17 protein-coding genes are annotated in these 19,333 nt (G+C 35.6%); 13 read left to right on the top strand and 4 right to left on the bottom strand.

From position 1 onward, the window contains the following. The 9 genes from ULVI_RS15600 to ULVI_RS15180 all read left to right on the top strand — a co-directional run. Positions 1 to 1,047: hypothetical protein (locus tag ULVI_RS15600; RefSeq protein WP_068593662.1), on the top strand; the 1,047-nt coding region annotated here is incomplete at its 5' end. A 754-nt stretch (positions 1,048 to 1,801) separates the two neighbouring features. Then, on the top strand, positions 1,802 to 3,514 hold the full coding sequence (locus ULVI_RS15215) for a hypothetical protein (RefSeq protein ID WP_068593661.1): 1,713 nt from the start codon (positions 1,802 to 1,804) through the stop codon (positions 3,512 to 3,514). 88 nt (positions 3,515 to 3,602) lie between these two features. Further along, positions 3,603 to 4,136: a hypothetical protein gene (locus ULVI_RS15210; RefSeq protein ID WP_068593660.1), complete on the top strand. Its 534-nt coding sequence runs from the start codon at positions 3,603 to 3,605 to the stop codon at positions 4,134 to 4,136. Between the two features lie 35 nt (positions 4,137 to 4,171). Then, positions 4,172 to 4,930: a CsgE family curli-type amyloid fiber assembly protein gene (locus ULVI_RS15205; RefSeq protein WP_068593659.1), complete on the top strand. Its 759-nt coding sequence runs from the start codon at positions 4,172 to 4,174 to the stop codon at positions 4,928 to 4,930. Position 4,931: 1 nt separating this feature from the next. After that, positions 4,932 to 5,336 (top strand): curli production assembly/transport component CsgF, encoded by a 405-nt coding sequence (locus tag ULVI_RS15200; RefSeq protein WP_068593658.1) that lies wholly within the window; start codon positions 4,932 to 4,934, stop codon positions 5,334 to 5,336. Between the two features lie 9 nt (positions 5,337 to 5,345). Continuing rightward, the gene (locus ULVI_RS15195; RefSeq protein WP_068593657.1) at positions 5,346 to 6,746 is read left to right on the top strand and encodes a CsgG/HfaB family protein; all 1,401 of its coding nucleotides are present in this window, start codon (positions 5,346 to 5,348) and stop codon (positions 6,744 to 6,746) included. A gap of 3 nt (positions 6,747 to 6,749) precedes the next feature. Further along, positions 6,750 to 8,276 (top strand): carboxypeptidase regulatory-like domain-containing protein, encoded by a 1,527-nt coding sequence (locus ULVI_RS15190; protein WP_068593656.1) that lies wholly within the window; start codon positions 6,750 to 6,752, stop codon positions 8,274 to 8,276. An 87-nt stretch (positions 8,277 to 8,363) separates the two neighbouring features. Next, positions 8,364 to 9,548, top strand: a complete 1,185-nt coding sequence (locus ULVI_RS15185; protein ID WP_068593655.1) for an AIR synthase related protein — start codon at positions 8,364 to 8,366, stop codon at positions 9,546 to 9,548. Positions 9,549 to 9,595: 47 nt separating this feature from the next. After that, positions 9,596 to 10,327 carry a hypothetical protein gene (locus ULVI_RS15180; protein WP_068593654.1) on the top strand — a complete coding sequence of 244 codons (732 nt, stop codon included), beginning with the start codon at positions 9,596 to 9,598 and terminating at the stop codon, positions 10,325 to 10,327. Here ULVI_RS15180 and ULVI_RS15175 read toward each other — a convergent pair. After that, a complete protein-coding gene (locus ULVI_RS15175; protein ID WP_068593653.1) occupies positions 10,317 to 10,841 on the bottom strand; it encodes a peptide-methionine (S)-S-oxide reductase in 525 nt (174 codons plus the stop codon). The two genes, ULVI_RS15180 and ULVI_RS15175, sit on opposite strands and share 11 nt — an antisense overlap. Before the next feature lie 114 nt (positions 10,842 to 10,955). On the opposite strand from ULVI_RS15175, the gene prfA reads away from it, so the two are divergent. From prfA to ULVI_RS15160, 3 genes are read left to right on the top strand one after another with little or no spacing between them, the layout of a single operon-like run. Next, positions 10,956 to 12,032 carry a peptide chain release factor 1 gene (gene prfA / locus ULVI_RS15170; RefSeq protein ID WP_068593652.1) on the top strand — a complete coding sequence of 359 codons (1,077 nt, stop codon included), beginning with the start codon at positions 10,956 to 10,958 and terminating at the stop codon, positions 12,030 to 12,032. 21 nt (positions 12,033 to 12,053) lie between these two features. After that, entirely contained in the window at positions 12,054 to 12,872 is an 819-nt protein-coding gene (gene pyrF / locus ULVI_RS15165) for an orotidine-5'-phosphate decarboxylase (RefSeq protein WP_068593651.1), read from the top strand. Continuing rightward, positions 12,862 to 13,638: an ABC transporter substrate-binding protein gene (locus ULVI_RS15160; RefSeq protein ID WP_068593650.1), complete on the top strand. Its 777-nt coding sequence runs from the start codon at positions 12,862 to 12,864 to the stop codon at positions 13,636 to 13,638. Before pyrF ends, ULVI_RS15160 begins: the two co-directional genes overlap by 11 nt. Before the next feature lies 1 nt (position 13,639). Here ULVI_RS15160 and ULVI_RS15480 read toward each other — a convergent pair whose 3' ends face one another. From ULVI_RS15480 to ULVI_RS15150, 3 genes are all read right to left on the bottom strand, one after another. Beyond that, entirely contained in the window at positions 13,640 to 13,816 is a 177-nt protein-coding gene (locus tag ULVI_RS15480; RefSeq protein ID WP_157632645.1) for a Lacal_2735 family protein, read from the bottom strand. A gap of 117 nt (positions 13,817 to 13,933) precedes the next feature. Then, positions 13,934 to 14,644 (bottom strand): DUF4197 domain-containing protein, encoded by a 711-nt coding sequence (locus ULVI_RS15155; RefSeq protein ID WP_068593675.1) that lies wholly within the window; start codon positions 14,642 to 14,644, stop codon positions 13,934 to 13,936. An 87-nt stretch (positions 14,645 to 14,731) separates the two neighbouring features. Further along, positions 14,732 to 15,673: a T9SS type A sorting domain-containing protein gene (locus ULVI_RS15150; protein ID WP_068593649.1), complete on the bottom strand. Its 942-nt coding sequence runs from the start codon at positions 15,671 to 15,673 to the stop codon at positions 14,732 to 14,734. A gap of 152 nt (positions 15,674 to 15,825) precedes the next feature. Here ULVI_RS15150 and ULVI_RS15145 point away from each other — a divergent pair, with 152 nt between their 5' ends. Beyond that, positions 15,826 to 19,248 (top strand): methylmalonyl-CoA mutase family protein, encoded by a 3,423-nt coding sequence (locus ULVI_RS15145; RefSeq protein ID WP_068593674.1) that lies wholly within the window; start codon positions 15,826 to 15,828, stop codon positions 19,246 to 19,248. The last annotated feature ends 85 nt before the right edge of the window (positions 19,249 to 19,333 follow it).

Here is a 19,333-nt window from a genome sequence, read left to right as displayed (position 1 = left end):
ATGTCTTATGTAGCACAAACAGGTTCTGGTTCTGCTGCAGATGTATTGCAAAGTGGGGACCGTAACTATTCAGATGTTCAGCAAACAGGTGGTGGTGCTGCAATTAATGCAAACAACAATGCAGATGTAGATCAAGATGGTACATTAAATAAGTCATTTGTAAACCAAACGAACAGAGACAATGGTTCTGTTGTTGATCAATTTGGTAATAGAAACAAATCGCATGTTGTACAATCTGGTATTGGAGCAAACGAAGGTATGGTCGTTCAAAACGGAAACCGCAACTATGTGAGTCAAAGTCAAGTTAATGGTGTTTCAGGAAGTGATGCCAACGAAGCTTTGGTAAACCAAGGAGATCGTACAAACGCACAAGGATTGTCTAACAATTTAGGCTTATTCGTAGAAACTGATGCAATTTTAACTACACAAGGTGGAGGAGTTCCAGCAGATGGAACAAATGATAACGTTGCTTTCCAAATCCAAGATGGTTCTGGAAACAGCGCAGAATCTCAGCAGTTTTCTGCCTTAAACGCCCCTTTTGCAGGGTATTCTAAGCAAATGCAGACAGGTAATGATAACCAAGCTCTTGTTGTTCAAAATGCTTTTGAAGAGACAGGTACTCCAAATACAAATAATGCAGCTTTACAAGTTCAAACAGGAAATGATAACATTGCTGGATTAGTACAAAGCGGATCAGGTCATGATGCTTGGATGCTACAAGATGGTGACGATAAAGCTCTGGCTGTGCAGTCTGGTGTTAGAAATGACTTAGTTACTAAACAATATGAAGGAGCTAACTATATGGAAATTGGACAGCAAGGTTTTGAAAACGCTGTGTATGCCGCACAAAGAGGTGGACAGAGCTTTATTGGTGACCAGTCTGGTACTCATAACGTAATGGAAGTATTGCAAGTAGGTCCTGCTGGAAATTTACTTGAAACGATCGATTGTGATATTCCTGCTGAAATGTTACCAAATCCACTTCCAACCATGCAGAATCTTGAAATTCCTGATATTACTGCACCTGGATTATGTGCAGATTGCTAGGAATAATTTCTTAAAAGAAATAATAATTTATAAGAAGAGGACGGAAACGTCCTCTTTTTTTATGCTTTCTTTTGGAATATTATTTAGATGCTTTATTAAAGTTATTTAAATCCGTTTTTGGGATTTGTGATATAGCAAAATTATATATTAAATTTTGGAAAACTTTAAGATTATTTGTAGGACATAAAATTATTAATGAATATGTAAATACGATTTATTTATCACTCTGTATGAATATGATTTCAATACGGTATAGGGGGTGGTATGTTTTCGGAAATAAATAGATCAATATTAGATTAATGAATTCAATTGAATATTACAAACGAGGCAAAGCTAATTTTAACATTTTTTTAACTTTTGTTTATTTTTTCATAAAATAGGTATGTTATCGAAATTTTCGTCTTTACATCTATGTAATTGCATGTCGAATTTGAATAAGTATAAAAAATATATATATGTGAGGTATTAAGAGGTTTTAGAGACTAGGAACTCCCGTTTTTTTTTTGCATTTTTGATGTGTAATACTGATTTTCAGATTACAATCTCCTCAAAACAACAAATCTATCCCTTTATTGAAATACTAATTTTCTGATTTATTTTCAGAAATCTATGTATCCCCAATTTTGTTTTTGCTTTTATAGCTCTGACAATATTCTTGAAATATTGAATATTCGATTGCTTTCTTCTCATTATAAGGTGGAAGGCATGATTTTATTATACCAAATAAATCAATTATTAACTAAATTATTTAATTATGAAAAAAGTAATTTTAAGTGCAATGGCATTAATGGCTGGATCATTAGTTTTTGCTCAGGTAAGTGGCGACGCCGCTGCACCACAGGCACAACAAGCAGATTATGCTTCGGGGGCTTCTATGCCATCGAATGCAGTTGAAAACATTCAATCTGGTGTTGAAAACTACATGCTGGTACGACAGGAAGGAACATCCTCATCTGTGTACATCGATCAGTCTGAAGGTGGAGCAGGAGTAGGAAACCTTATTTATGTTAGACAGAGTGGAGATGTAGACGGTAATGAAGCTGATAGTGGTGAAGGTAATATGGCAGATGTTCGTCAGGCTGGAACCAATAATGACGGGTTTGTACGTCAGGAAGGTGATTTTAACGAAGCTGCAATGGTTCAGAATGCAGGTAGTGATAATAACATCGGTTATATCCGTCAAGGAACTGGTCAGAATGCAGAAAACAACTATGCTGGTTTAGTTCAGGATGGTAGTGGAAACTCTGGTTGGATTCAACAAACCTTTGATAATAGTGAGGCCCTTACGCTTCAAGATGGGACAAATCATCAAGCATTAACGGTTCAAGATGCAAACCCTAATAATTCAAATGGTCACGATGCTAAAGTCGAACAATTAGGAGATCAGCAAAAATCTTATGTTTCTCAAATAGGGAGTGACTCTAGAGCTGATGTATTTCAAGAAGGCGATCAAAACTATTCAGATGTTAAGCAATCAGGAACGGGTGTAAATGTTGCCGATGTAGATCAATCGGGTAGTTTAAATCAATCTTTTATTGTTTCTGCTGGAAATGGTCAAAACGCTACTGTTTTTCAAGATGGAGATGAAAATGCTGCCGATGTTGGTCAGTCAGGTGCTGCCGTAAATAATGCGCATGTCGTTCAGATTGGAAATGGGGACTATGCAAATCAACGTCAGACCAATGCTGCTGGAGCCGATAATAATGCATTGATCAATCAAGGAGACCTTGCAAATGCATTAAGTCTTTCAGAATTAGATGTGCTTTACGATGCTACAAATGGTGTTTTAGATACCGAGTTCGGAAATCCAAGTCCGGGATCTTTTAATGGTGTAGCCTATCAAACTCAGAATGGAGATGGAAACAGAGCTGAATCACATCAATTTGGTGATGAGTCTTTTATTGATTTTTCTCCCTTCCCAGGTATACAGCCAGTAGGACCGAACTATTCAAAACAAGAACAAACAGGAAGTGGTAACGAAGCTTTAGTAGTGCAAAATGCCTTTCATGGTTTAGGACCTTTCACAGATGCGATAATTCCTGATGGGGAAAATACAGCGCTTCAGGTTCAAACTGGAAATAATAACAGTGTGTCTCTTATTCAAAGAGATTTAGGAAACGATGCATGGCAAATTCAAGACGGTGAAGATTCAGCAATGGGTGTTCAAATAGGTTACAACAATAATCTAGTAACTAAGCAATATCAAGGTAGTAACTTTATGGAAACCGGTCAAGCAGGTGGAGAATTAAATCTCTATGCTGCACAACGCGGGGGGCAGAGTTTTATTGGTGATCAGTCTGGACTTTTTAATACTATGGAAGTATTACAAGTTGGTCCTGAAGGAATGGATATGTTTGAAACAATTAATTGTGACATCCCAGACCCTATGACTCCAATGCAACTACCCGAGATGGAAACTCTAACTATTCCAGGAATTGATACTCCTGAATTATGTGCAGATTGCTAAGCACTCGGCTTTTTAAGTATTTAAAAAAGGAGGGTAAGTAATGCTCTCCTTTTTTTCTAAAATGGAATTAAAACGATATATTTAACTTATGAAAACACGTAAAAGCGCATTATTTGTAGTTCTTGTTTCTATTCTATCATTTTACCAAATTGGTTTTGCGCAAACCTATAATGAAGAAGAGACAGTTGAAGAGCAAGTTGTGGAAGGAAATAATCTGAATGCAACGTATTTAGCTAGCCTAGGAATTGGTACAGGAACCGATTCAAGAAATCAGTCGGTTCAAGGAAATTCAGTTTTTTTAACACAAATCGGAGAGTTCAATCAACTATCAGTGCGAACCAGTACCAATGCCAGTGAGATAAATGTTACTCAAGAAGGAGATTTTAATACGGCATCGATGACGTATGTAGCGAATACGGTAGTAGCTAATTTAATTCAGAACGGTAACTCCAACACATTTACAGACTTTATCAATAATCGAAGTCAGGATGTCACTTTAGATCTTGTTCAAGATGGAGATAATTTAAGCTTTCAACGAGAAGGCGCAAACAATCTTACTAAATCGATTAAGTTTCGACAGAGTGAAGGAACGCCTAATCTCATTATAAGAAGCATTAATTAAGCCTCTTAATGAATCTGAAGTTTAATTAACAGTTCATGAAAAGGATTTTATTTATTTTAATTTTATTATTGGTTTCACAAAGTTATGCTCAATTTTATAATGTTGAGATTATAGCTAAAATTAAAATTGAAAAGAATAGCGAGTTTTTGTCTTTTACGGCAACTGCAGAAAATACTACGCCTTCAGATTATAATCTTCAGTATGATTTTATGATGTTTAGGAAAAATGAAAATGATAGCATTGTAAAGACAAATCAAGAAGAGCGGTTCTATATTAAAGCAAACGAAAAAAAATTACTTTCTACAGTTACTGTCGGTAATAGTGTAGATGAAAGAATTATTCTTGTATTATTGTTATACGATAAAGATAAGAATCCGATTGGTCAAGATAGGATTGTTTTAGGTGAAGGAGGAAAAACTGAACTTAAAGAAATCACAGATGAAGCTCCAAAGCGAGTTTCTTTAGATCAAGCTGCGCCCGAAGATGGATTTATTGCAGAGGGGTATTTAATAGAAAATACTATTACAAAGGCAGGAAGAGATTTTTTTAGAATCTTTTCTTTAAATCACTTAAATAAACAGGTTAAATCCAATAAAAATATTATTATTGAAGAGGTTCCTGGTCGTGGAAGATCTACAAGAATTTCTGTAAAGGTTGAAGAGAGACTAGTTTGGCAGTTTTTTGCACAACCTAAAAAGAAATTTCTTGAAGATATGGCAGACAAAGCATTATATCGTTGTATACGCTACTTACAAGCACTTCAAAATCAGGAAAGTAATTTTATACATTATTAATATGAGAGCTATATTAACTTTATTTATATTAATGTTTTGTGGCGTTTGTTTCGCACAGCAATTTTCGTATCAAGCGAAAAATCCCGCTTTTGGAGGTGATACATTTAATTACCAATGGCTGCAATCATCAGCAACAGCTCAGAATGGGTTAACTGCACGTCGTAACCCGAACGAAGAACAAACCGATCTTGAGCGATTTGGAGAAACTTTAAATGCTCAAATCCTTTCTCAAATTTCTAGAAATTTATTACAACAGCAAATTGAAGGAATTGGAAATTTCGACGAGCCTGGAACGTTTAGTTTTGGTAATTTGGCAGTAGAAGTATTTGAATCTGGCGAAGGCTTAGTGATAAACATCCTCGATATTTTAACTGGCGAAACCACACAAGTAGTCGTCCCAAATTAAAAATTTTATATGAATATATTTTACAAGCTAGCACTGGTGGCTTCCCTCTTTTTACTTAATTCATGTGGGGCCTACTTCAATCAGCCAATGTTACAAAAGAAATCTAGAACGGGTGAATTTTCATCTTCCACCCAAAATCTTTTAGATTTACCAGAAGCAGCTAATCCTGTAGAGGTAGCTGTTTATAATTTTAGTGATCAAACTGGACAGTATAAACCAGTTGAAAACGGAAGTACATTTAGTACAGCAATTACACAAGGGGGAACCACAATATTAATTAAAGCCCTTGAAGATTCGGGCTGGTTCATACCTATTGAAAGAGAAAACCTCACAAATCTTACAACAGAACGAAATATCATTCGAAATACTAAGAAAGAGTATATTAAAAATCTTAATCCTAACGAACCTCCTTTACCACCCCTGTTATACGCAGGATTATTATTAGAAGGTGGAGTTGTATCCTATGATACAAATATTGTAACGGGTGGCTTAGGTGCACGATATTTTGGATTAGGAGGATCAGCACAGTATCGTCAAGATCGAATAACAGTATACCTTCGGGCGGTATCAACCAATAATGGTGAAATCTTGAAAACAATATATGTTTCAAAAACAATTTTATCACAAGCTTTAGATGCCAGTTTTTTCAGATTTGTAAAATTCCAGCGATTGTTTGAGGCTGAAACGGGAATTACTCAAAATGAACCAGTACAACTTGCAGTGAAAGATGCTATTGAAAAGGCAGTTCATGATCTAATTGTAGAAGGGGTGAAAGATCAATTTTGGGGAGCGCAAGGAGGGAAAGCAGTAAACGATAAATTAGTTGCAACCTATGAGGAAGAGAAACAGATTGAAGAATCAACACGTCTTTACGATCGTCTTTTTGTTGAAAGAGAATACTCGGATAACCTTAGTTTTACTGGAGGACTTGGTATCTTAGATGGTGATTATAATACTAATGAATTTGAAGTATTTGCAGGATTAGGGTATCAAAAAAGATTGTCCCCTTATTTTAGGGCAGGGGTTTCCGCAAATGTTTTTCAATTAGATTATGGTGCTATTACTAAAACCAGCGATACTTACGGTAGTATAGAATTTAATTTACAACTGGACATATTACCTAATGATGATATATCTCCTTATTTATATGCGGGTGGAGGGCTTATTCAAGGGATTTCAAATAAGAACACTAATGCTACCTTTTTTAAAGCTCAATACGGAGGTGGTGTAGAATATTTTCTTTCCCCGAGAATCGGTTTAAAAATTTTCGCAGAACATAACATCGATTTTAACGACGAATTGGATCGACTAGTTGCGGGGAGAAGGGACGATTTTTATTTTAATTTTGGAGCTGGTTTTAACTACTACTTTAACCTGTCGAAAAAAAGTGTTACTAAAAAACTTAATTAACTTATGAAACATATTAAACTTTATTTGTTACTTATAACAGTCATTTTTTCGAGCTGTAGTGAAGATGGTGTTGAGGTCCTTGGAACGGGAACTATTACAGGAACTGTTATAGAAGAAATTACGGGTGATCCTGTTGAAAATGCGAAAATCTCAACAAGTCCTGCTACTAGTACAGTATTTACAGATAGTGATGGTGAATTTATTCTTGAAAATGTGACCGTTGACGATTATTCTGTCCAAGCTGAATTTGATGGATTTGTTACCGCTTTCGAATCTGTAACAGTTACATTAAACAATACGTCTAATGTTGCTTTCGAATTAACTACTTCAGTTTCCAATAATACCCCACCTTCGGTTCCAGAGCTTATTTTTCCAGAAGATGAAGCAACTGGGCTTCCTCTTGAAATTGACTTCGCATGGAATGCCACCGATTCTAATAACGATGACCTTCTCTATACATTAGAACTACGAAATGGAACCACCGATGAGATTCGTATTTTCGAGAACATTGAAGATACCGTTCAAACGGTTAGCGGGTTACAACTAGGAACCAATTATTTTTGGCAGATCATGGTAAGTGATGAGGTTAACGATCCTGTAAGCTCTCCAATTAGCGAGTTCAGTACTCTAGACTCGCCCGATAATCCGTTTCTTTTTGTGAAACAAATAAACGGGAATAATGTTATTTTTTCAGGAAATGAAAGTGAAGAAGATAATAACGAAGATGTGGATGTGAATGTATTGCAACTTACAAGTGAAAATGCCAATAGTTTTATGCCAAGACGAAATATTGCCATAAATAAAATTGCTTTTTTTAGGACCGTTGGTGGAAATTTGCAATTGTTTACAATGGATGAAGATGGAAGCGATGTAAATCAGGTGACAAATACAGTACCTGTAGCCGGGTTTAGACAAGATGAAATAAATTTTAGTTGGGGTAGAAATGGGAGTATTTTATATTATCCAAATTTTGATAAATTATATAGTGTTTCACCTAATGGGGGTAATACTTTATTAAGATATTCTACTCCTGATGGCTCATTCATTTCCGAGATTCAAGAATTTGAAAATAATAATAATTTGCTATTAATTAAAACTAACAATGAGAGTGGATATGATGTAAGACTATATGTGCTAAATATTGTGACCTTGCAAGAGGAAGCTGTTCTGTTAGATTACGATGAAGTAAATGGAGCTGTAAAAGGAATTGATGTTAACGCCCAAGGAACTGCCGTAGTTTATTCAAGAGACGAATCTGAATTTGAAGATGATCAAACCTATAGAATTTTAGAGGGCAGGCTTTATTTTCATCCAATTATGAGTGATTCAGAATCTGAAATTTTAACAGGAGTGCAATTTGGTGAGAATGATTTGGGACCTCGATTTTCACCTACAGACGGTTCTTATATTTTCACGAGATCTGGGAACAATGCAGGTGCTCCTAAAACTATATACAGAACTACACAAAATGGAACAGAGCCTACTAAAATCCTTTTTACAAATGCCTCTATGCCCGACTGGGAAGAGTAAATAAGGATTAAAAAACACTTTTAAAAACGTACCGAACTTTCGGTACGTTTTTTTATTGTGTACTTTTGCTGTTGAAAGCATTATCTCATGAGTCAGGAAATTTCAAAACGGTACGCACAACGTGGTGTTTCAGCATCTAAAGAAGATGTACATAACGCAATTAAAAATGTAGATAAAGGGTTGTTTCCACAGGCATTCTGTAAGATTATCCCAGATTATTTAACGGGAGATCCAGAATATTGTTTGGTAATGCATGCCGATGGTGCCGGTACAAAGTCTTCCCTCGCCTACATGTATTGGAAAGAAACGGGAGACCTATCCGTTTGGAAAGGGATTGCTCAAGATGCACTTATTATGAATATCGATGATCTTCTTTGTGTAGGAGCCGTAGATAAAATTCTTCTTTCATCTACCATTGGGAGGAATAAAAATCTAATTCCTGGAGAAGTTATTTCAGCTATAATTAATGGTTCTGAAGATTTAATTGCCGAACTCAAAGAATTTGGTGTCGAAATTCATTCCACCGGAGGGGAAACAGCAGATGTAGGAGATTTAGTTCGAACTATTATTGTAGATTCTACAGTAACAGCCCGCATGAAACGCCGTGATGTTATAAATAATGCCAATATCCGTGAGGGTGATGTTATTGTTGGTTTTGCTTCTTTCGGACAAGCAACATACGAAAACGAATACAATGGAGGAATGGGAAGTAACGGACTTACTTCTGCACGTCATGATGTTTTTTCCCATGAATTAGCGTCGAAATTCCCTGAAAGTTATGATCATGCTGTTCCTAATGAACTTGTTTACTCCGGATCTAAAAAATTGCAGGATACTGTACCTAATAGCTCTTTAAATGCAGGGAAGCTGGTGCTATCTCCAACAAGAACTTATGCGCCAGTAATTAAAAAAATACTTTCTCAATATGGTCCGGAAAATATTCATGGAATGGTCCATTGTAGTGGGGGAGCACAAACTAAAATCCTTCATTTTGTTCAAAATTTACATATTATAAAAGATAATTTATTTCCCATTCCGCCGCTGTTCAAAATGATTCAAGAGGAGAGTAAAACAGATTGGAAAGAAATGTATCAAGTATTTAATATGGGACATCGAATGGAGTTATATGTTCCTTCAGAAATTGCCGATACTATTATCTCAATAGCAAATTCTTTTAATATAGACGCACAGGTTATAGGGAAGGTAAATGCTTCAGAAAAAACAGAGTTAACAATTAAAAGTGAATTCGGAACTTTTAAATATGGTGATTAGTAAGAAATTTCTTATATTTCCCATTTATTGATAGATCTGTATTTTTTATGATGACAAAACTACCTGGACCTTTTCTTCAGTTAACAGTCTTTTGTGTTATATTCATTCTTATAAATATTGCGACGGTTTATGCTTTTGATGTTCAGACCAATCGTCTTGTAAGAGTTATCACATCACTACTTTTGTTTATATTTTTTATTTTAAATAAAGGGTATGTTCGAGGATATCTTTTTGTAGCTTTTATTTGTCTTACTCTACGCGACATTCTAATGCTGGCATACGAAGATCCAATTAATAAGACATTTACTTTTCTGCTTACTATTTTTGCATACACCATGCTCTCTTACGGAAACATAAAAAAGCTGAAATTCTCCAGATCAACTCCGCTCATTATTTTGCTTGCATTGTCACTAATTGGCCTCAATGCATTTAACGTATATTATCTATCCGACGTAATTAAAGAAGGGCTTGACACCAGTTTTCAATATATTTTATTCTTTATTCAAGGAGGAATTATTATTGTTTTAGGTTTTGTAGGCTTTATGTATAATGAACGTTATGAGGGGAAAACACCACTTATATTCTTATATATGGTGCTGTGTTTTATTTTGGCAGATCTTTGCGCTTTGGCGGCCTATTTCTTTAATATAGAGATAACTTATTTCCCAGAGCGAACCCTATATATACTTGCATTGGTGTTACTGGTCAATTACATGCTAAATCGAAACTTTCAAATAGCGAAAGGGCATGAAGAGAAAGAAAAAGGACTTATTTTGTAAGAATAGAATGGTTATTTTTCTTTATTTCTGAAGGAATTTTGACCAATTTTGGCACAATATAACGTTGGCAAAATGGAGCTTCGGGGTTTTTTCTGAAATAGTTTTGAAGCGATTCCCTGCTCTCCCTAAAACCTTTATAAGGAAGCACCTTAGTGATATACGCGTTTTTATTTTGCCCATTTTCCAACTGAAGCTTTTCTTGAGCTTCTCGCAAATATTCGATAGATAGTTGTTTTTGTTCTTCTGAAAAATAGTAAACAGCACTTCGATATTTCTCACGAAAAGAATGATTCGATCGAGATTTATGAGATTGTAAATGAACAGAAAGTAAAGTATGTAAAGAGATAACCTCCGTATTAAAGGTTACAATAACAGCTTCAGAAAAGGAAGTATTCTCCCCATCTGAAGCAATATATCCCTGAGCAACAGCAGTGACACCTTTTAATAACTGAAAAACAGCTTCAGTACACCAATGACACCCACCCCCTAAACCTATTTTTTGTAACGTGTTCATGATTAAATACGTCGTTACTTTTCAGAAATCATTTCAGTTTTCAGCAAAATTAATTTCACTAAATTATTGTAAATTTGCAGTTGCCTGTAGATAAACAAGCATGAATCAATTTTTATGTTAGAAAAACTTCAAATAGTAAAACAACGCTTTGATGAGGTAAGTGACCTCATTATTCAGCCAGATATTATTACCGATCAGAAACGTTACGTTCAATTAAATAAAGAGTACAAAGATCTTCGTTTGCTTATGGATAAGCGAGAAGAGTATTTAAAATTTACCGATCGCATTAATGAAGCGGAAGAGATTATTGCCGACGGAAGTGATGAGGAAATGGTTGAAATGGCCAAAATGCAGCTTGAAGAAGCCAAAGGGCACATTCCTAAATTAGAAGACGATATTAAATTTCTATTAATTCCAAAAGACCCTGAAGACACTAAAAATGCCGTGATGGAAATTCGCGCAGGAACAGGTGGGGACGAAGCGAGTATTTTTGCTGGCGACCTATTTAGAATGTATACCAAATATTGTGAGAGCAAAGGTTGGAAAACAAGTGTGGTAGATTTTAGTGAAGGTACAAGCGGTGGTTTTAAAGAAATACAATTTGAAATTGAAGGTGATGATGTTTATGGAATTTTAAAGTTTGAAGCAGGTGTTCATCGTGTTCAACGAGTTCCACAAACCGAAACGCAGGGGAGAGTTCATACCAGTGCCGCAACGGTGATGGTGTTTCCTGAAGCCGAAGAATTTGATGTTGAAATAGATCCAAAAGATGTGCGTGTTGATTATTTCTGTTCATCTGGTCCTGGAGGACAGTCTGTAAACACCACGTATTCTGCTGTGCGCTTAACGCATGAGCCCACAGGATTGGTGGCGCAATGTCAAGATCAAAAATCACAACATAAAAACAAAGAGAAAGCTTTTAAGGTGTTACGATCAAGATTGTACGATCTTGAATTGGCTAAAAAACAAGCTGAAGATGCAGAAAAGCGTGGCTCGATGGTAACCAGCGGTGACCGTAGCGCAAAAATTAGAACATATAATTATTCGCAGGGAAGGGTTACCGATCATAGAATAAATCTTACTTTATATGATCTTAGTAATATTATCGACGGAGATATTCAAAAAATAATCGATGAGCTTCAGTTAGTGAGCAATACCGAAAAGCTAAAAGCTACCGGAGAAACTTTTTAAAGACTTTTAATTTTTTTTGCGATGACCACCGATAATCTGCGTTCAGAAATTCAGAAAAAAAAATCTTTTTTATGCATTGGTTTAGATGTGGATTTGGATAAAATTCCGAAGTATTTACTAGAACAAGAAGATCCTATTTTCGAATTTAACAAAGCAATTATAGATGCTACTCATCACTTGGCAGTTGCTTATAAACCCAACACCGCTTTTTATGAAGCGTATGGGATAAAGGGATGGAAATCGCTTCAGAAGACTATATCGTATCTTAATGAAGCATACCCAGAACTATTTACTATTGCAGATGCAAAACGCGGTGATATTGGTAATACATCAAGCATGTATGCGAAAGCATTTTTCGAAGATATGGCATTCGATTCTGTAACTGTCGCTCCCTATATGGGAAAAGATTCTGTTGAGCCTTTTTTGGAGTTTAAATCGAAACACACCATATTATTAGCGCTTACCTCAAACCAAGGTGCTTTCGATTTTCAAACGCAGAATATAGAAGGTGTGGAACTTTATAAGAAAGTGCTCGAAACTTCTAAGTCTTGGGAAAATAGTGAAAATTTAATGTATGTTGTGGGTGCTACCAAAGCAGAGTTTCTATCTGAAATTAGAAACATCGTTCCCAATAGTTTTTTACTGGTGCCAGGCGTTGGAGCGCAAGGAGGTAGTTTAGAAGAAGTGTGTAGGTATGGAATGACCTCGAATGTAGATTTGCTTATTAACTCATCTCGCGGGATAATATATGCGTCGAATACGACTGATTTTGCTCAAGCTGCTGCTGCTGCTGCTGAAACATTACAGTTACAAATGAAAGCAATTCTTAATGCTAATTAAAGATCAGCTACTAAGAGATGTAATAATTACTAGTGTTCCTTCGAGAATTATTTCTTTAGTTCCATCACAAACCGAATTACTTGTAGAGCTTGGATTAGAAGATAAATTGGTTGGAGTTACAAAATTTTGTGTGCATCCAAAGAATATTCGAAAAAAAGCGACTGTGGTTGGGGGTACTAAGCAAGTAAATTTAGAAAAAATTAAAGCGCTACACCCAGATTTCATTATTTGTAATAAAGAAGAAAACACCAAGGAGATGGTGTTTCATTTAGAAAAAATTGCTCCTGTATGGATTAGTGATATTTCATCAATATCTGAAAGTATCGAAATGATTAAATTATTAGGAAGTATTCTTAAGGTTGAAAAAAAAGCTGCGGATCTTATTTCAGAAATTGATAAAGAAAAGAAAGATTTTACGAATTTCATGAAGAACAAGCCAACACGAAAAGTTGGTTATTTAATTTGGAAAAATCCATATATGGTCGCGGGACAAGATACTTTTATCAATGAATTACTTCGATTAAATAAGTTTGAAAACTTTTTAGACGATTCCAAATCTCGTTATCCAGAAATCGATTTAAGTGAGCTTAAAGAGAAGGTGTCTTTACTATTGTTATCTTCCGAACCTTTTCCATTTAAAGAAAAGCATTTAATTGAAATTCAAGAAGAAACAGGTGTTGAAACAATTTTGGTTGATGGAGAGTATTTTAGCTGGTATGGGTCGCGTTTAAAAAAAGCTTTTAATTATTTTAGAACATTGCACTGACTTACTTATCAGCATATTTCATACTCATATATCTAATCTCATCAAAAATCTTTTGCGCTTGTTTATTAAGTCGGTCGCTTTTCTCTTCATCGTTTAAAGCAACTTCATACGACTTACGCATAAGTTCTTGATACTTCTTTTTTAATATATCTAAGCGGGTTCGCTTTTTAAACCACATAACAATCCTTATAAATTTGATTCTTACAAACTTACGGTAGTTCTTTTTTGTGAAGTGCTAAAGGGAGGTTAATACTATCATAATTATGTAGGAGGCAGTAGAGATTTTGTTAAAAAATTAATCTTGAAGGGCAAAAACCTGTTTTAATAAAGTGGTGGTTCTAGAAGATACTTTATTTCTAATGTTTTTTTCTTCAACGGAGATCATTGTATAAACACCTTTAAGGGCTTCATTAGTTACATAATCTGTAAGATCTGGATTCACTTTATTTACAAAAGGGACAGTGTTGTATTTGGTAATAATATTAGTCCAAATCTGATCGGCTCCAACTTTTGTAAAAGAATTTTTTATAACCGGACTAAATTTCGAATACAGTTGAGTATTAGTTCTCCCCTCTAAATAGGAGGTAGCGGCAGTATCTGGGCCCAAAAGAATGTTTTTTGCGTCATTAAATGTGATTTCTTTAACGGCGGAAACAAATATGGGGGTTGCCTCTTTAACGGCATCTTCGGCAGCTCTGTTAAGTACTTTAAGACCCTCGTCTGCTAAAGACCCTAGTCCTATATCTCGCAACGTTTTATCAACTTTTTGTAGCTCTTGGGGAAGCAAGATTTTTACTAATTTATTCTTGTAGAATCCATCTTTTTGCGTAAGTCTAGTAACTTGTTTGTCAATTCCAAAATCTAGAGCCTGTCTAAGTCCGTTGCCAATTGTCGTAGGGTCTAATCCACCAGTTTGAGTTGGAAGATTGTTAACCACATTTTGAAGTTCAGCACATGAAAATAGTGTGATACAACAAATAAATAGAGTGATTCGCTTTAAGTTCATAGGATATATATTACAAATTGAGTCTTTCAAAGATAAAAAAAGACCTTCCATTTGGAAGGTCTTTTCAAGAAATAAATAAGGTGATTCTTATTTAATAACTTTAATAGTTTTAGAAGTACCTCCAATAGTAACCTTTACTAAATAAGCTCCAGAAGAAAGACCACTCATGTCAATTGACGGAGAGATTGCGTCTGGTTTTGCATTTAATACAGCTTTTCCGAGAACATCATATACTGTTACTAATTCTACTGGTGCAGCAGAACGAATTTGTAAATTGTTTTTAACTGGATTTGGGTATACGCTAAATACATCGGAAGAAAAATCACTAGTACCTAAAGTTCCTTCGTCAAAAAGAACATCATCCACATAATATTCATTGTTAGGATCGATAGCGAAAAAATCAATTCCACCTAGAACATTGTCACCACCGAAGGCAACTACTGGTCCTTCAAGACCATTCACTGAAAGTACATAAGTTGATGGAGTTGCGTCTAAATCAAAAAATATTGATACAGGGAACCATTCGTCTTCTGGATAAGTATAAGTCCCGTTTACAGTGCCATCAGCTTCAATATCTTCCACGATTCCAGCGTTAGTACCATCTAGGTTAAATGTTATGTTTCCAGAATTAAATACACCTGTTCCACCGTTAGCTCCACCATTCTCGGTAGTTCCTTGAATGTTAAAATATGCAGTTTTACTTTCAGGAATTAATAATTGAAAATCTAAAGTATAAGTTCCAGAGTCTAAATTACCTAAAAGAAGCAACGCATCTTGTGGTCCTCCAGTTTCAGGAGCTCCAGCTCCAATTAATCCAGATTGGTCTCCAGTAAGAGACTCTTCATCGGTAACACTAATATCTTCTGGCGAAGGTCCTGTAGGAGTTCCAGACCAAACAGACCAAACTGCTGTGTTTTGCGCTCCCATTTGTCCAATTGAATAGTCCTCAAAACTATCATCGATAATCTGAGCATCCATATTCATACTAAATAATCCAGCTGCTAAAGCTAGTAAGTAAACTTTTTTCATAATTTTATTTTTAGAAATTTAAAAATCTAAAATACAATTTTTTTTACTAAATCGTAAACTTTCCTCTTATTTTAAATTTGTAATGTTCTTAATATGGTGTAGTTTTATTGGGGTTTTTCGTAAATTTGGAGCTTGAAATTAAGGAATCACTTATGCAAAACCAAAAACCCTATACTCCTAAAAATAAAGTTAGAATTGTAACAGCAGCCTCCCTCTTCGATGGTCATGATGCGGCTATAAATATTATGCGTAGGATCATTCAATCTACAGGGGTTGAAGTAATCCACCTTGGACATGATAGAAGTGTAGAAGAAGTTGTAAATACTGCAATTCAAGAAGATGCGAATGCCATTGCACTTACCTCATATCAAGGAGGACATAACGAATATTTTAAATATATGTACGACCTTTTAAAAGAAAAAGGAGCAGAACATATTAAAATTTTTGGCGGTGGCGGCGGGGTTATCCTGCCATCTGAAATAAAGGAGTTGATGGATTATGGGATAACTCGTATTTATGCCCCCGATGACGGACGTGAAATGGGATTACAAGGCATGATCAATGACCTTGTTGAAAAATCGGATTTTCCGATAGGAGACAAGCTAAATGGGGAGATAGATCATCTAGCAGATCAAGTGCCTGGAGCCATTGCTCGTGTCATCTCTGCCGCAGAAAATTTTCCAGAAGTAGCAAAGGATGCGCTAAATAAAATTCATTTAAAAAATAAAACAATTTTAACTCCAGTACTAGGTATTACAGGTACTGGGGGTTCAGGAAAATCATCGTTAGTGGACGAATTAGTACGTCGTTTTTTAATAGACTTTCCAGAAAAAACTATTGGTCTAATATCTGTAGATCCTTCTAAAAGAAAAACGGGTGGAGCATTATTGGGAGATCGTATTAGAATGAATGCCATTAACTCTCCTAGAGTTTATATGCGAAGTTTGGCAACGAGACAAAGCAATCTTGCTTTGTCTAAATATGTGTCTGAAGCCATTGAAGTTTTAAAAGCCGCCGAATACGATCTTATAATTTTAGAAACTTCAGGAATTGGACAAAGTGATACCGAAATTATGGATCACAGTGATGTTGCACTCTATGTAATGACACCAGAATTTGGAGCTGCGACTCAGCTCGAAAAAATTGACATGCTCGATTTTGCCGACTTAGTGGCAATCAATAAATTCGATAAACGAGGATCTCTTGATGCACTTCGCGATGTGAAAAAGCAATTTATGCGAAACCACCAATTATGGGATACCCCTCAAGAAGACCTTCCTGTATATGGAACCATTGCATCTCAATTCAATGATCCAGGTATGAACAAATTATACAAAGCGATCATGGATGAATTAATGTCCAAAACAAAGACTGATCTTAAAAGTAGCTTTGAAATTTCAGATGAAATGTCTGAAAAAATATTCGTAATTCCTCCTGCACGTACGCGGTATCTTTCTGAAATTAGTGAAAATAATAGAGCGTACGATAAAACTGCTTCAGAACAAGGAGAAGTGGCTCAAAAACTCTTCGGAATATATAAAACAATTGAGTCCGTTTCTGAAACAGTTCCAAAACTTGATAAAGCTGGGATTGATTCAGCATCTATAGAAAACCCCTCAAATAAAGAATTAGTAAAACTTTTATTGGCAGAATTCGATAGAGTTAAATTAAACTTAGATCCTTATAATTGGGAAGTGATCACTGGATGGGATGAAAAAGTAAATAGATACAAAAACCCAGTATATAGTTTTAAAGTTCGTGAAAAAGAAATTAAAATCGATACCCATACCGAATCATTATCGCATACACAGATTCCCAAGGTAGCCTTACCAAAATATACCGCTTGGGGAGACATTTTAAAATGGGTGCTTCAAGAGAATGTACCTGGAGAGTTTCCGTACACATCTGGATTATACCCTTTTAAAAGAACAGGTGAAGATCCTGCAAGAATGTTTGCCGGAGAAGGTGGCCCCGAAAGAACAAATCGCCGTTTTCACTATGTAAGTATGGGATTGCCTGCAAAACGATTATCAACAGCATTCGATAGCGTAACCCTCTACGGAAACGATCCTGACCATCGTCCCGATATTTATGGTAAAATTGGAAACGCTGGAGTATCTATCTGTTGCTTGGATGATGCAAAGAAATTATATTCTGGTTTCGATTTAAGTCATCCCATGACTTCGGTGAGTATGACGATTAATGGTCCAGCACCTATGTTGCTTGGTTTCTTTATGAACGCAGCAATCGATCAGAATTGTGAGAAGTATATTAAAGAGAACGGACTCGAAAAGGAAACAGAGAAAAAGATTGCAGCTCTATATAAAGAGAAAGGGATTGAACGGCCAAAATATCAAGGTACTTTGCCCGAAACCAATAATGCATTAGGATTAATGTTATTAGGTGTAACCGGTGATTTGGTTCTTCCAGAAGATGTGTATAATAAGATTAAATACGAAACACTACAGCAAGTTCGTGGTACCGTTCAAGCCGATATTTTAAAAGAAGATCAAGCACAAAACACCTGTATTTTTTCCACCGAATTTGCCTTGCGCCTAATGGGTGATGTACAGGAATATTTTATTGAAAAAAAAGTGCGTAATTTCTATTCAGTTTCTATTAGTGGATACCACATTGCTGAAGCTGGAGCTAACCCAATTACGCAACTTGCCTTTACATTGGCTAATGGTTTCACGTATGTAGAGTACTATCTGTCGAGAGGAATGGATATTAATAAATTTGGTCCTAATCTATCATTTTTCTTCAGTAACGGGATCGATCCAGAATATGCCGTTATTGGACGTGTGGCTAGAAAAATATGGGCAAAAGCATTAAAAAATAAATATGGTGCTAATGCACGAGCGCAAATGCTCAAATATCATATTCAAACTTCGGGGCGCTCTTTACACGCTCAGGAAATTGATTTTAATGATATTAGAACAACATTGCAGGCATTATATGCTATTTATGATAATTGTAATTCACTACATACCAATGCCTACGATGAGGCCATTACCACTCCTACTGAAGAAAGTGTGCGACGTGCCATGGCTATTCAGTTAATTATCAATAAAGAATTAGGGCTTGCTAAAAACGAAAACCCAATACAAGGATCTTTTATTATCGAAGAATTAACCGATTTGGTAGAAGATGCAGTGCTTCAAGAGTTCGACAGATTAACAGAAAGAGGAGGCGTTTTAGGTGCTATGGAAACCATGTATCAAAGAAGTAAGATACAAGAAGAGAGTTTATACTACGAAACGTTGAAACATACTGGTGAATTTCCAATTATCGGAGTAAACACTTTTTTAAGTAGTACAGGTTCTCCTACAGTGCAACCTGCTGAAGTTATTCGTGCTACTGAAGAAGAAAAACTATATCAAATTGAAACGCTTCAAAATTTACACACCTCATTCGAAAGCAAAGCCGAAAATGCATTAAAGCGTATTCAACAGGCAGCAATACAAAATGAAAATATATTTGAAGAGCTAATGGAAGCAACGAAAGTTTGTTCTTTAGGTCAAATTACCGAAGCTTTATTTGAAGTTGGCGGACAGTACCGAAGAAATATGTAATACAAATTAATTTTATAATTTAGGCTATTATTAAACGCCTCGAAAAGGAAATCTCTTTTTGGGGCGTATCTATTTTTAAATAATG

The organism is Cochleicola gelatinilyticus, from assembly GCF_001637325.1.
GTDB lineage: Bacteria > Bacteroidota > Bacteroidia > Flavobacteriales > Flavobacteriaceae > Cochleicola > Cochleicola gelatinilyticus.
The sequence above is the reverse complement of the archived record's forward strand: the minus strand, read 5'-3'. Positions and strand labels throughout refer to the sequence as shown.

Coding starts and splice junctions, on each gene's coding strand:
- ULVI_RS15180 (WP_068593654.1), top strand. CDS start 9,596: ATGATGACAAAACTACCTGGACCTTTTCTTCAGTTAACAGTCTTTTGT.
- ULVI_RS15190 (WP_068593656.1), top strand. CDS start 6,750: ATGAAACATATTAAACTTTATTTGTTACTTATAACAGTCATTTTTTCG.
- ULVI_RS15175 (WP_068593653.1), bottom strand. CDS start 10,841: ATGAACACGTTACAAAAAATAGGTTTAGGGGGTGGGTGTCATTGGTGT.
- pyrF (WP_068593651.1), top strand. CDS start 12,054: ATGACCACCGATAATCTGCGTTCAGAAATTCAGAAAAAAAAATCTTTT.
- ULVI_RS15205 (WP_068593659.1), top strand. CDS start 4,172: ATGAAAAGGATTTTATTTATTTTAATTTTATTATTGGTTTCACAAAGT.
- ULVI_RS15200 (WP_068593658.1), top strand. CDS start 4,932: ATGAGAGCTATATTAACTTTATTTATATTAATGTTTTGTGGCGTTTGT.
- ULVI_RS15210 (WP_068593660.1), top strand. CDS start 3,603: ATGAAAACACGTAAAAGCGCATTATTTGTAGTTCTTGTTTCTATTCTA.
- ULVI_RS15480 (WP_157632645.1), bottom strand. CDS start 13,816: ATGTGGTTTAAAAAGCGAACCCGCTTAGATATATTAAAAAAGAAGTAT.
- ULVI_RS15185 (WP_068593655.1), top strand. CDS start 8,364: ATGAGTCAGGAAATTTCAAAACGGTACGCACAACGTGGTGTTTCAGCA.
- ULVI_RS15155 (WP_068593675.1), bottom strand. CDS start 14,644: ATGAACTTAAAGCGAATCACTCTATTTATTTGTTGTATCACACTATTT.
- ULVI_RS15195 (WP_068593657.1), top strand. CDS start 5,346: ATGAATATATTTTACAAGCTAGCACTGGTGGCTTCCCTCTTTTTACTT.
- ULVI_RS15215 (WP_068593661.1), top strand. CDS start 1,802: ATGAAAAAAGTAATTTTAAGTGCAATGGCATTAATGGCTGGATCATTA.
- ULVI_RS15150 (WP_068593649.1), bottom strand. CDS start 15,673: ATGAAAAAAGTTTACTTACTAGCTTTAGCAGCTGGATTATTTAGTATG.
- ULVI_RS15160 (WP_068593650.1), top strand. CDS start 12,862: ATGCTAATTAAAGATCAGCTACTAAGAGATGTAATAATTACTAGTGTT.
- prfA (WP_068593652.1), top strand. CDS start 10,956: ATGTTAGAAAAACTTCAAATAGTAAAACAACGCTTTGATGAGGTAAGT.
- ULVI_RS15145 (WP_068593674.1), top strand. CDS start 15,826: ATGCAAAACCAAAAACCCTATACTCCTAAAAATAAAGTTAGAATTGTA.